The organism is Nocardiopsis sp. CA-288880, from assembly GCF_050955985.1.
GTDB lineage: Bacteria > Actinomycetota > Actinomycetes > Streptosporangiales > Streptosporangiaceae > Nocardiopsis > Nocardiopsis tropica.
This window is the reverse complement of record NZ_CP192105.1, coordinates 776,535-788,605: the sequence shown is the minus strand read 5'-3', so window position 1 is coordinate 788,605 and position 12,071 is coordinate 776,535. Positions and strand designations below refer to the sequence as shown.

Sequence of the window (12,071 nt, the reverse complement as noted above, 5' to 3'; positions counted from 1 at the left end):
GCGGAACTTCACGTGGGCGCTCGTCGATACGGGGATTACTCGTCGGTTCGGCGCCCGGCGACCCGGGGCCAGCAGGGTGCGGCCCCGCCGTAGTCCCCAAGGGAGAGCACATGGCTCAGGGCACCGTGAAGTGGTTCAACTCTGAGAAGGGTTTCGGGTTCATCGCCGTCGAGGGTGGTCAGCCCGACGTGTTCGTGCACTATTCGGCGATCACGGGCACCGGCTTCCGGAACCTGGAAGAGGACCAGAAGGTCGAGTTCGACATCATCCAGGGCCCGAAGGGCCCGCAGGCGGCGGACGTTCGAGCGATCTAGACCGCCGCACGTGCGTTTCCCCAGCCCTCCGCTCCCCGAGTGGGGGGCTGGTCCGCGTTCCGTCTCCCAGGTGTGACCAGGGCAGGGTTACCGCACCCGGCCGAGACCGGTTAACCTGCTTGGGGCCGGTAGGTACACCGAGGGACGAGGGTCGCGCATGTTCAACATCAGCGGGGTGGAGTTCGTCATCCTCCTCCTTCTCGCGCTGCTGATCTTCGGGCCCGACCAGCTGCCGAAGGCCGCCCAGCAGGTCGGGCGGGTCCTGAGACAACTGCGGACCATGGCCAACTCGGCGTCCAACGACATCAAGGAGGGGCTGGGCCCGGAGTTCAAGGACTTCGACGTCCAGGACCTCAACCCCAAGCGCTTCGTGCAGAAGCACTTCTGGGAGGAAGAGGAGCAGGAGAGGAAGCCCGCGGCGCGCCTCAACGGCAAGCGCCCGCCCTTCGACGACGAGGCCACCTGACCCCGTCCGCTCCACAGTCGGCCCTCCCCGCGCCCTCACCCCACGAGCATGAGCACGAACAGGCCCAGGCCGAGCAGGATCACCGAGCCGGTGATGATCGCCGGTGAGCCGAACGCCAGGATGAGCACCTCCACCGCGAGCGCGCCCCCGACGGCGCCCGCCGCCCACGGCCAGCGCTGCGCGGGTTCCCACCCGTGGCGGCGCTCACGCACGACGGTGACCGCGAACGCGACCGCGATGAGCAGCCAGAACACCAGGTGGGCGAAGGCGCGGGTCTCCGGCTCGACGTAGTCGGCCATCCCCCCGACCACCATCACGTAGGTGAGCGTCCCGGCGAGCAGCCGCCAGTGGCCCCCGCTCCTGTGCGCCGGGATCGTCCTGAGGCGGGCCGGCGTGGTGCGCCGGAAGCGCTCCGCCGCGGCCAACGGCCCGTCCTCCTCGTCCCCGGCCGGTCGGACCGTGGTCTCCGGAGGCGGCTGCGGGGGTTCGGGCCGGGGGGCGGGCGGCTCGTACCCGCCGGCCGCAGCCGGCTCCTCCGGGTACTCGTAGCCGCCGGGGGGCTGGGGGGAATCGGGCACGGTCCGCCCCTTCGCGGTCGGCGGGACCCGGCCCTGGCCGGACCGGGGGGGTCGTGTCCGTGTCCCTACCCGGTGCGGTCCGCCGTCAAATCAGCGCGCCGCGGACCGTCGGCCGACGGAGCGGGGCGACCGGGCGCCGGAAGGACGAAGGGCCCACCCGATCATGGATCGGACAGGCCCGGGCTTCGGGGTTCAGTGAAACCCGTTCGGCGGACTGGTTACAGCCAGGACCACCCGTTGTTACGGACGGTCATCGCGTGCGTGGTCATGGCATCTACCTTTCGTTTGGCTTCCAGCCCATCCCACGACCACGATGTCGTGGGGTGCTCTGTTCACGCAAGACCCGGAGTGAAACATTCATCGTTTTACGACACGGGGACCGGAAAAATCACCGTGCTCACCTTCCACATAAACGACCTCGACGCGTCTTCGCAGTTCAGAGGGGCTGCTATTCATGTGCATGACACTCACCCTGCCCCACGACCTGCCAAAACAAGCCCACCCAGCCGCAAAATACATTCCACACGGATAACGGAGAGCGACAGTGGCGAACGTGAACTCCGAGTGAAGACCGGAGCTATTCTTCGACCGACTCCCCCCGAAATCCGCAGGGTGACGGGCGGACACCATCCAGGATCTCACGGACAGAGTGCCAGAAAACGGAGGTTTCCACATCTTTTCGGCGCGAAGTCGTCACCCCTGACGGTGACGGTGCGTCATGGACTCGCTGGCACGCCGAGCGACGGCCGTCCGACGATCGGATCTCGGCGCCGAGTTTCGGTCATCCGCTAAGGCTCATAACCATCAGCCCCTTCTGGTCCGTCCGAGGGCGACCTCCCTCGGGGGCGCCCCGGGGGCGGGAGCGGAGGCGTCGGCAGGCCCGCGGGCGTCCCGCACGCGGGCCCGGTGCCCGCGGCCCGCGCGGTCCCGCCGGGCGCCCCGGAGGAGCCGCCTCCGGAGCCCGCGGTCCGGCACCCCTCGCGCAGGGGCCCCAGCGCCCCCCGATGCCCCTCAGGGCCCCTCCGGCCCCCCGCAGGGGCCACCCCGGTCCGTCCGTCCCGTCAGCGGTCGCGGAGCCCGCCTGCGGCCGCCGGGGCGCCGTTCCGCCGACGCAGGGACCGGTCCCTGCGCGGTCGCCGCGGCAGGGGCCGGGGGCGGCCGCGGGACCGCCTCCGCCGGGATCAGTCGGACCCGGTTCCCGGCCCCTCGGAGGGGCCGGGAACCGGGCCGAACAGGAGCCCCGCGCTCCGACGCGTGATGGTGAGCAGGTCGGCGTCCTCGAACAGCCGCCGGACGCCGGAACGGTCGAGGTTGCCGGTGAGGGCGAGGGTCGCGATGCCGTGCACGATCGCCCAGCCGGCGACCACGGCCGCGGCGCCGTCCCCGACGGGGCGCCCCTCATCGGCCAGTGACCTCACACCGACCTGGAGCTCGGCGAACGCCGCCTCGCGCGCGGCCTCCAGCTCCTCGTCGTCCTCGCCCAGCAGGGTGGGCGCGAACATCACCTGGAAGTGGGCCGGGCGGTCCGTGGCGAACCGCACGTACTCGACCCCCGCCTCCATGAGCCCCCCACCGGCCTCCCGGTCGGCCCTCAGCCGCGCGGCGAGGTCCCGGAACCCCTCGACGGCCAGGGCGTTGAGCACGCCCTCGCGGCTCCCGAAGTGGTGCCGCGGGGCCGTGTGGCTCACCCCGAGGTCGGCCGCGAGCGAGCGCAGGCTGAAGGAGTAGGGCCCCTCCCTCTCGATGACCTCCGCGGCCCGTTCCAGGACGGCGGCCCGCAGGTTTCCGTGGTGGTATCCGTCTGCCATGACTCAAACTGTACGCCGGTAAGTTTCCGGCGTGAAGATGACGGGCGGCCCCTGGCGCGGAACCCCCCGGGAGCCCGGGGGTAGTCTGTGGGGCACCGGCCCGCCCCGTCCCAGGGGATGGACACTTCGCCGGTGACACTCGGGGCTCCGGTCCGGAAACGACCGCCCGCCGCAGGGAACAGCAGTGACCCTCGGCCCGGGGCCGCACGGTGAGGGGTCCGCGTCCGACCGGGCGCGGGCCCCTTCCGCCTCTCCGGCCGCGGGCGCCCCGGACACACCGGAGGGGCCGCCGCGGCGGCCCCTCGACGCGCCCTCGGGCGGGCCGTGAAAAAAATCCAGGCGGGCCCGTCCCGAAGGACGTGACCCGCCTGGTCTTCTGGTGGAGCTATGGGGATTTGAACCCCAGACCCCCTCGATGCGAACGAGGTGCGCTACCGGACTGCGCCATAGCCCCGAAGACGAGTTAAACGATAGCAGGAATCCCGGGGTGGTCCGAACCGACCGTTCCACCCCGGGCCGGGGTCAGTCCCCGGCGGCTCGCAGACGCGCGTCCGCGTACTGGTCGTACACCTGGCTGCGCCGCTCCTGGAGGGCGATGACCTTGGCCTCGCGCTCGGCGTCGACGCGCTGCTCCTCCTCGGCCCTGCGGGCGCGGAGCACGGCCCTGCGGCGGGCCCGAGCGGCCGCCTCCCGCTGCTCGGCGTCGGCCTTGGCCGCCTCCCGGAGGAGCACCAGGTGCCCGGAGAGCAGGAGCACCGGCGGGGCGAGCACCCACCACGGCCCCAGCCCCAGGGAGACGGCGGCGACCGTGGCGACGGTCACCAGCGTGAGCACGCTGGTGCGGCGCCGGCGGCGGGCGATCACCCGCGCACGGGGCTCGCGGCCGGCCCGGTACTGCTCCCGGGCCCGGTCGATCTCCTGGGCGCCGCGCACCCCGGGGTCGGACTCCAGGTCGTCCCGGTGGATGACCTGGGTCTCGGTGAGGTCGGGGTCCCCGTCGTCGGCACGGCCGTCGAGGCCCTCACCGGCCCCCTCGGCGCCGGGCTCGCCGGGACCCTCGTCGTCCCCGCGCTGCTCGTCGTAGACGACCTCGGCGGAGTCCTTGCGCAACAACATCGGCACAAGGACTATGAGCCACACCACCACGATGGCCAGGTACAGAGGAGAGCTGCTCATCACCCCTCCTCACGATGACGGCCACTGGACGTTGATCGACACGTCGTCGACACTGCGTCGCGTGGTACCCCCGGTCCTCCCGGGTGTAGAGACGTCTCCCGCTGGGACATCGTTCCGGACCCGCCTCGGGTCCGGGGTGATTCCCGGGAGCCATATCCACGCGTTGGCCGCATCGTCAATGCGTCTATGTTCCGCACGGTACGACCCCGTGTCCATAAATGCGCCACATTCCGACCGGAGTGTCGCAAGATTGTGGACCCCCAGTTTCGGCCGCCCGACGCGCGGGGGTAAAAACGCAGGTCAGTAGTTGACTGCGGAGCGCAGTCCCAATTCAACGCAAAGTAATGAGTCAATGTCGCTAAAGCGAGGTTTAGGCGCCGGGCGCAACCGTGATCGTGCCACGTTCAGTTCGCCCCGGACTGCGGACTCGCCGGGTCCCGCGGATCTCCGCCGCCGTTCGGGCCCTGTGGCCCCAAAGCGGAACCGGGGCCGGAACCGGACCCCGAGGACGACCCGTCGCGCCAGCGGCGCAGCATTCCCCCGGGGACCTCCTCCGACGTGATCGCGTAGCAGATGTGGTCGCGCCATGCCCCGTCGATGTGCAGCTGGCGCCTGCGCACCCCCTCGTCCCGGAACCCCAGCTTGGCGACCACCCGCCTGCTCGCCCGGTTCTCCGGGCGGATGTTGGCCTCGATCCGGTGGAGGCCGACCCCGAAGAACGCGTGGTCGACCGCGAGCGCGACCGCCGTCGGGGTGACGCCCCGGCCCGCGTAGGCGCTGTCGATCCAGTAGCCGACCTGGGCCGAACGGGCCGAGCCCCACACGATGGCGCCCACCGTGAGCTGGCCGACGAACCGGCCGTCGTAGGTCACCGACCAGGGCATGGACAGGCCCTGTCTGGCCTCTCTCCGGATGGACTGGAGCATCGCGACGTAGGGCGCGAGCCCCGTGGTGCGCAGCGGCATCTCGGGATACGTGGGCTCCCACGGACGCAGCCACTCCTCGTTGCGCGAGCGGGTGTCACGCAGTGCGACGGCGTCGCGGAGCCGCAGGGGTCTGAGCGCGACCGGCCCCTCCTCCAGAGTGACGGGCCACCCTTGTCTGCGATTCACGACCGTCCCTTCGATCCCCCCGGCGCCACCGCCCGGGGGCGCGCCACCGGGGACGGAGGCGCCGGACCCCCCGCGTCGGTGACGGGTTCCAGTATTCCACTCCGCACGGGTGACGTGGCGGGCGTCACTCTCACAACGCGGGAATCGGCTGATTCCTAACTCCAATACTCACGCACCGAAAAGAGATCCAAGGTCAAAGAATGATCGAGGGACGGAATGCCCGGCATGTGATTCCGGTCATTGTTCGGCGTCATTCGGGGCGGCCGTGATCTCCGCCACTCAGCTGGTCCAAGGCGTGGCCGAGCACCGGCTCCAGCACGTCCATCCCGTCCTCCGCGCCTCCCCGGGAACCGGGCAGGTTGACCACGAGCATCCGGTGCCCTCCCCTCTCCGCCACCCCGGCCAGCCCCCGCGACAGGATCGCGGTGGGCACGCCCTTGTCACGGCCCGCCGCGCGCAGCGCCTCGGCGATCCCCGGGATCTCGTACGACAGCAGGGGCCGGGTCGCCTGGGGCGTGAGGTCCTGCGGCGTGAGCCCCGTGCCGCCGGTCGTGACGACCGCGTCGGCCCCCTCGTCCAGGGCCCGGGAGATCGCCTCCGCCACCGGCGCCCCGTCCGGAACCACCCACGGACCGACGACCGCGAAGCCCGCGGCGCGCAGCCGGTCGGCGACCACGGGCCCCGACCGGTCCGGGTAGACCCCGGCCGCCGCCCGGTTGGACGCCGTCACCACCGCGACGCGGCGCGCGCGGCCCCCCGGCTCACTCACCGCCGCCACCGCGCCTCCAGTGGCCCTTGCGCCCGCCGGTCTTCTCCTCGACCCGCACCCGGGTGACCTCGGCCCCGGGGTCGATGGCCTTGACCATGTCGACCAGGCCGAGGGCCGCGGTCATGACGCAAGTGAGCGCCTCCATCTCCACGCCGGTGCGGTCGGCCGTGCGCACCGTGGCGCTGATGTCGACCCCCTCGTCCACGACGGCGAGGTCCACCTCCACGCCGTGCACGGCGATGGGGTGGCACAGCGGCACCAGGTCGGGGGTGCGCTTGGCCCCCTGGATGCCCGCGATCCGCGCGACGGCCAGCGCGTCGCCCTTGGGCACCGTCCCCCCGCGCAGGGCGGCGACCGCCTCCGCGCCGAGCAGGACGCGGCCGGTGGCCGTGGCCGTGCGCGTGCTCACCCGCTTCTCCGAGACGTCGACCATGCGCGCCGCGCCGGAGGCGTCCAGGTGGGTGAAGCCGGAGGGGTGGTCTGCCCCCTCCGTCCGTGGGGTGTCGCTCATCGGTCCGCCAGCTTCTGCGCTCGTACGCGGAACACGGCCGGGACGGCGGTGTCCGGGCGCGCCGCGGCGCGCCATCCACGACCGTACGGCACCCCGGCGACGGTCCGCCCACCGATCCGCGAACTCCCGGACCGCCGCACCCGGGGGAGGCCGGACGCGCGGGCCGCCCCTCAGGCGGGATCGGGGAGGCGCACCACGTCGACGGCGCCGCCCGCGGCCAGCTCCGTGGTCTCCTCCGGCACGACGATCAGCGCGTTGGCCCCCGCGAGCGCGGAGAGCTGGTGGGAGTCCTGGCGCAGGGCCGGGGACACCGTGGGGGCGGCCTCGCGCCCGTGCGGCGACTCCTCCAGGACGCCGCGCAGGTAGGAGCGGCGGCCCTTCGGCGAGGTCACGGGGGCGGTGAGGACCGCGCGCGCGGTCGGCAGCCCCCGGGGGTCGAGCCCGCGCAGGCGGCGCAGCGCGGGGAGGACGAAGATCTGGAACGACACGAAGGCGCTCACGGGGTTGCCCGGGAGGGTGACGATCGGGGTCCGGTCCGGGCCGATCGCGCCGAAGCCCTGGGGCTTGCCCGGCTGCATCGCCACCTGGGTGAACTCCACGGTGCCCTCACGCGTGAGCACCTCCTTGACGACGTCGTACGCGCCCATGCTCACACCGCCGGTCGTGATCACGATGTCGGCCCGCACCAGCAGGCCCTCCAGCGTGTCGAGCACCGTGCTGGGGTCGTCCCCGACGAATCCGTGGCGGTGGACCTCGCACCCGGCGTCGCGGGCGGCCGCCGCGATCATGAAGCTGTTGGACTCCCAGATCTGGCCGGGCCCGAGCGGGCGCCCCGGCTCGACCAGCTCCTCACCGGTGGAGAGCACGACGACGCGCGGCCGGGGGTACACGGACACCGAGCGGCGGCCGACGGCCGCCAGCACGCCCATCTCCCCCGCGCCGATCCGCCCGCCCGGCCGGAGCACGACCGCGCCCTCGACCACGTCGCCCCCGGCCGGGCGCACCGCGTTGCCGACGCGGACCGGGCGGTCGACGGCCACCGTGGCCACGCCGCCGTCGGTCCACTCGACCGGCACGACCGCGTCCGCCCCGGAGGGCATCGGGGCGCCGGTCATGATGCGCGCGCACAGGCCCGGGCGGACGGCCGCGGGGGAGGGGTCGCCGGCGGGGATGTCGCCGACCACCGGCAGGCGGACCGGGGCGTCGGCCGTGGCCGGCTCCAGGTCGGCGGCGCACACGGCGTACCCGTCCATGGCCGAGTTGTCGAAGCCCGGCAGCGACACCGGCGAGGTGACGGTCTCGGCGAGCACCGAGCCGTGCGCCCGGAGCAGGTCCAGCTCGGTGGGCTGCGGGTCGGCGATCAGTGCCAGGACGTCGGCGACGTGCTGTTCGACGCTCTTCACGGGGGTTCCTCCGTTGTCGCGGTTCCTGGGGCGGAGCGTCTCCCCTCCCTCAGGAGTTGATGCGCATCCCATTGTCACCACGTCCGGCTCCGTGTGCGCGGCCTCCCGGCGCGGCCGGGCCGTGCCGGGCCCGTGGGCGGGCGCCCCCGGCGCGGGTCAGGGGCGTCCGGCGTCCTGGCGCTCGACGAAGTCGCGCAGCCACGGCAGGAGCTCGTCCGCGAGGTCGGGCCGGCGGCAGGCGAAGTCCACCACCGTGCGGATGTAGTCGGCCTTGTTCCCCGTGTCGTAGCGGCGGCCGCGGAACAGGACGCCGTGCACGGTCCCGCCGTCCTCGGGCTTGCGCCGGGCGAGCTCGCGCAGGGCGTCGGTGAGCTGGATCTCCCCCCCGCGGCCGGGCGGGGTCTCGTGCAGGACGGGGAAGACCGCCGGATCGCAGACGTAGCGGCCGATGATCGCCCAGCGGCTCGGGGCGTGCTCCGGCGCGGGCTTCTCGACCAGGTCGGTGACGGCGACGACGTCCTCCTCGTCGGTGGGCTCGATGCCCGCGCACCCGTACAGGGAGACCTGCTCGGGCTCCACCTCCATGAGGGCGACGACGCTGCCCCCGCGCCTCTCCCGCACCTCGATCATGCGGCGCAGCAGGTCGGCCGACTCGATGAGGTCGTCACCGAGCAGCACGGCGAACGGGTTGTCGCCCACGTGCGCCTCCGCGCACAGGACCGCGTGGCCGAGCCCCCTGGGCTCCCCCTGGCGGACGTAGTGGACCTGGGCGAGGTCGCTGGACTCGCGCACCGAGCGCAGCCGGGCGTCGTCGCCCTTGGCCTCCAGTGCCTCCTCCAGCTCGTAGGCCCTGTCGAAGTGGTCCTCGATGGAGCGCTTGCTGCGTCCCGTGATCATCAGGACGTCCTTGAGGTCGGCGGCGACCGCCTCCTCCACGACGTACTGGATCGCGGGCTTGTCCACGATCGGCAGCATCTCCTTGGGCGTGGCCTTGGTCGCGGGGAGGAACCGCGTGCCCAGGCCGGCCGCGGGCACGACCGCCTTGGTGACGGGCGCGGACGCGGAGGGTCGCTTCTGCTCGGTGGCGTCGTTCATGTCGGCACTTTAGGACAGTCCCCGGCCGTCCCGGCGCCCCGACGCCCGGCCGGGCGCCAAGAAGTCCCCGCTCTTTCGGGCGGCGGAGCGCAAACCGCCACCGGGCGTTCACCGCGCCGGGCAGGCTCCGCCGGACGCGCCCGGACCGTCCCGGCGGGGGCGGCCCCTCGCCGCCCGGTCCGCCCCGCTGCCACACTGGCCCCATGAGCGGGAGCAGCGGTGACGGCGGTCCGTCGGAGAAGGCCCGGCTGCGCGGGGACGTCCTCGCCCGGCGGCGGGCCCGGGGCGCGGAGGAGCGCGCGCGGGTCGGATCGGCGGTCCGGGACACCCTGATGGGCGTCCCGTGGCTCGCCATGGGCGGGACGGTCGCGTGCTACTACTCCGTCGGAGGGGAGCCCGGCACCCGCAAGCTGGTGACGGCCCTGTGGAAGCGCGGCACGTACGTGCTGCTGCCCGTGTTCCTGCCCGGCGGCGACCTGGACTGGGCGGCCTTCGACGGGCCCGAGGGCCTGGCCCCGGCCGGGCACGGCCTGGTGGAGCCCACCGGGCACCGCTACGGCCCCGGGGCGCTCGCCCGGGCGGACGCCGTGGTCTGCCCCGCCCTCGCCGTGGACCGGAGCGGGAACCGGCTCGGCCGGGGCGCCGGCTGCTACGACCGCGCACTCGCGCACAAGGGCCCGCACACCCCGGCGATCGCCCTGGTGCACGACGACGAGCTCGTGGACTCCCTGCCCGCCGAGCCGCACGACCGGCCGGTGGACGCCGTCCTCACACCCGGCGGCGGCCTGCGCGTGTTCGCGGGCGGGGTGTGGCCCGGAGGACGCGACACCGTGTGACGCGGGTCCTCCCCGCGGGGGCGCCCCCGCGGGGAGGACCGGTCCGGGAGCGGGGCCCGCGCGGTCGGCCGGGGCGTCCTTCCCGGCCCGTGACGGCGGGGATTATCCCGCCCGGGCCGGGCGTTGTCCCTGGCGGTCGCGCCCCGGCGACGCCACCGTTCCGGCACCTGGGCCGCTGCCGCGCGCGCTCGGCGCGAGGTGCTGTCGCGGCTCCGGTCGGCGAGCGCGTACTATTTAGCAGTCAAAGGGCGAGAGTGCCAGCAAGGAGGACCCGGAACAGTGCCTACGTACCAGTACGCGTGCACCGAGTGCGGCGCCCAGATGGAGGTCGTGCAGAGCTTCAGCGACGACGCGCTGACCGTCTGCCCCGAGTGCGAGGGACGCCTGCGCAAGGTGTACTCCGCCGTGGGGATCGTCTTCAAGGGCTCCGGCTTCTACCGCACCGACAGCGGCAAGACCTCCAACAGCTCCGTCCTGACCGGGTCCAACGCCGGTTCCGGCGACGGCAAGGACTCCGGTTCCTCCGAGTCCGGCGGCACCGCCTCCTCCGGCACGGACGCCAAGAGCTCCTCCGGCGACTCGGGCTCCAAGGCGGGCACCGGCGCCGGCACGAGCACCAGCACCAGCACCAGCACGACCAGCAGCACCGCCGCCGCGGCGGGTTAGCCGCAGGGCCGTTGACCGACGCAGCGCCGCCGAACACTCGGCGGCGCTCGGCACGTCCGGCCTGTGGACAACGGCCGCACGGCCCCGCCGCGGCCTAGCGTTGGAACATGACCAGCGCACCACCCCCCTACCGGCACCGCCGGGCGCTCACCCGCCTGCTGGACCGGCACCGGCGCGTCGTCGCCGCCCTCCTCGCGGCCGCCGCGCTCCTCGGCGCCGTGCTGGCGGTACGCCCGCCTCCGGAGCCGACCGGCCTCGTCCTCGTCGCCGCGAGGGACCTCGACGCCACGTCACCGCTCGCCGCGGACGACCTCGCCCCGCGCCCCCTGCCCTCCGACGCGGTGCCGGACGGCGCGCTCCCGGCCGACACGGAGGCGGCGGGCCTCTCCCTCACGTCCCCGGTGCGCCGGGGCGAGGTGATCACCGACGCCCGCCTCTCCGACCCTCCCGCGGGCCCGTACGGGCCCGGCCTGGTGGCCGTCCCCGTACGGGTCTCCGACCCCGGTGCGGTCGGGCTCCTCTCCCCCGGCAGCCGGGTGGACGTCCTCGCCGCGGGGAGCCCCGACGAGTTCGCCCCGGTGCGCGCGGGGCCCGCCGTGGAGGTGGTCAGCGACCGCCCCGTCCTCGCCCTTCCGGCCGAGTCCGACCGGGGAGGCGGGGGAGGCGCGCTGATCCTCATCGCCGCGACGCCCGCGGAGGCCCGGAGCCTGGCGGGCCACGCCACGGCGTCACGCCTGTCCATCACCATTCGCGGTTGACCGATGACGTGTGGTGGTGAAAGCTGGCGGGCGCCGGTGAGCGCCCCTCGGACGCCCCGGCTCTCCCACACACATCGAGTACGTAGGGCTGTTCCATGGAAGGCTTCAAGAAGTTCCTGCTCCAGGGAAACCTGGTGCAGCTGGCGGTCGCGGTCGTGATCGGCACGGTCTTCGCCAACCTCATCACCGCGTTCACCGAGGGGTTCATCACCCCGCTGATCGGGATCTTCGGCGGCATCCCCACGTTCGGGGACCTCTACTTCGAGATCAACGGCAGCCGGTTCATGTACGGCTCGTTCATCGACGCCCTGATCTCGTTCCTGATCACCGCCGCGGTCCTGTACTTCCTGATCGTCCTGCCGCTCGGCAAGCTCATGGAGAGGTTCGTCAAGGCCGAGGAGGCCACCACCCGCGCCTGCCCCTACTGCTGCGTCGACATCGACAAGAAGGCGTCCCGGTGCTCCCACTGCACGAGCGAGGTCGCGCCGGAGACCGTCTGACCGCTCCGGGGCCGCGGACCGTCCGGTCCCCGCGGGCCCCGGGGCCGCCCGGCCGTTCCCGGACCGGGGCACGGCCCCT

General features: G+C 73.4%; 14 protein-coding genes and 1 tRNA gene. 6 read left to right on the top strand and 9 right to left on the bottom strand.

Features of this window, described 5'->3' with window-relative positions:
- Positions 1–110 precede the first annotated feature (110 nt).
- Both ACQPYD_RS03575 and ACQPYD_RS03570 read left to right on the top strand, forming a co-directional pair.
- Positions 111–314: a cold-shock protein gene (locus ACQPYD_RS03575; RefSeq protein ID WP_267948036.1), complete on the top strand. Its 204-nt coding sequence runs from the start codon at positions 111–113 to the stop codon at positions 312–314.
- 157 nt (positions 315–471) lie between these two features.
- Positions 472–780 carry a sec-independent translocase gene (locus ACQPYD_RS03570; protein ID WP_267948035.1) on the top strand — a complete coding sequence of 103 codons (309 nt, stop codon included), beginning with the start codon at positions 472–474 and terminating at the stop codon, positions 778–780.
- Between the two features lie 35 nt (positions 781–815).
- Here the strand turns inward: ACQPYD_RS03570 and ACQPYD_RS03565 are convergent, their stop codons facing one another.
- From ACQPYD_RS03565 to galU, 9 genes are all read right to left on the bottom strand, one after another.
- Positions 816–1,358, bottom strand: coding sequence for a hypothetical protein (locus ACQPYD_RS03565; protein WP_433699757.1), 543 nt, complete (start codon positions 1,356–1,358; stop codon positions 816–818).
- Between the two features lie 1,181 nt (positions 1,359–2,539).
- Positions 2,540–3,166 carry a TetR/AcrR family transcriptional regulator gene (locus ACQPYD_RS03560; RefSeq protein WP_433699756.1) on the bottom strand — a complete coding sequence of 209 codons (627 nt, stop codon included), beginning with the start codon at positions 3,164–3,166 and terminating at the stop codon, positions 2,540–2,542.
- 377 nt (positions 3,167–3,543) lie between these two features.
- Positions 3,544–3,620, bottom strand: a tRNA-Ala gene (locus ACQPYD_RS03555).
- Between the two features lie 68 nt (positions 3,621–3,688).
- Complete coding sequence (sepX, locus tag ACQPYD_RS03550; RefSeq protein WP_433699755.1) at positions 3,689–4,342, bottom strand: divisome protein SepX/GlpR; 654 nt, start codon at positions 4,340–4,342, stop codon at positions 3,689–3,691.
- Positions 4,343–4,746: 404 nt separating this feature from the next.
- Entirely contained in the window at positions 4,747–5,454 is a 708-nt protein-coding gene (locus ACQPYD_RS03545; protein WP_433699754.1) for a GNAT family N-acetyltransferase, read from the bottom strand.
- 250 nt (positions 5,455–5,704) lie between these two features.
- A complete protein-coding gene (locus ACQPYD_RS03540; protein WP_433699753.1) occupies positions 5,705–6,223 on the bottom strand; it encodes a MogA/MoaB family molybdenum cofactor biosynthesis protein in 519 nt (172 codons plus the stop codon).
- Positions 6,216–6,734, bottom strand: coding sequence for a cyclic pyranopterin monophosphate synthase MoaC (moaC, locus tag ACQPYD_RS03535; protein ID WP_267948029.1), 519 nt, complete (start codon positions 6,732–6,734; stop codon positions 6,216–6,218). The genes ACQPYD_RS03540 and moaC overlap by 8 nt, the downstream gene beginning before the upstream one ends.
- Before the next feature lie 170 nt (positions 6,735–6,904).
- Positions 6,905–8,137, bottom strand: a complete 1,233-nt coding sequence (gene glp, locus ACQPYD_RS03530; protein WP_433699752.1) for a molybdotransferase-like divisome protein Glp — start codon at positions 8,135–8,137, stop codon at positions 6,905–6,907.
- 156 nt (positions 8,138–8,293) lie between these two features.
- Positions 8,294–9,232 (bottom strand): UTP--glucose-1-phosphate uridylyltransferase GalU, encoded by a 939-nt coding sequence (gene galU / locus ACQPYD_RS03525; protein WP_267948027.1) that lies wholly within the window; start codon positions 9,230–9,232, stop codon positions 8,294–8,296.
- A gap of 203 nt (positions 9,233–9,435) precedes the next feature.
- Between galU and ACQPYD_RS03520 the strand changes: the two genes are divergently transcribed.
- The 4 genes from ACQPYD_RS03520 (at position 9,436) to ACQPYD_RS03505 (ending at position 11,992) form a co-directional block, all read left to right on the top strand.
- A complete protein-coding gene (locus ACQPYD_RS03520) occupies positions 9,436–10,068 on the top strand; it encodes a 5-formyltetrahydrofolate cyclo-ligase (protein ID WP_433699751.1) in 633 nt (210 codons plus the stop codon).
- A gap of 279 nt (positions 10,069–10,347) precedes the next feature.
- Positions 10,348–10,734 carry an FmdB family zinc ribbon protein gene (locus tag ACQPYD_RS03515; protein ID WP_433699750.1) on the top strand — a complete coding sequence of 129 codons (387 nt, stop codon included), beginning with the start codon at positions 10,348–10,350 and terminating at the stop codon, positions 10,732–10,734.
- Between the two features lie 107 nt (positions 10,735–10,841).
- The gene (locus tag ACQPYD_RS03510; protein WP_433699749.1) at positions 10,842–11,492 is read left to right on the top strand and encodes an SAF domain-containing protein; all 651 of its coding nucleotides are present in this window, start codon (positions 10,842–10,844) and stop codon (positions 11,490–11,492) included.
- 95 nt (positions 11,493–11,587) lie between these two features.
- The gene (locus ACQPYD_RS03505) at positions 11,588–11,992 is read left to right on the top strand and encodes an MscL family protein (protein WP_402913403.1); all 405 of its coding nucleotides are present in this window, start codon (positions 11,588–11,590) and stop codon (positions 11,990–11,992) included.
- Positions 11,993–12,071 lie beyond the last annotated feature (79 nt).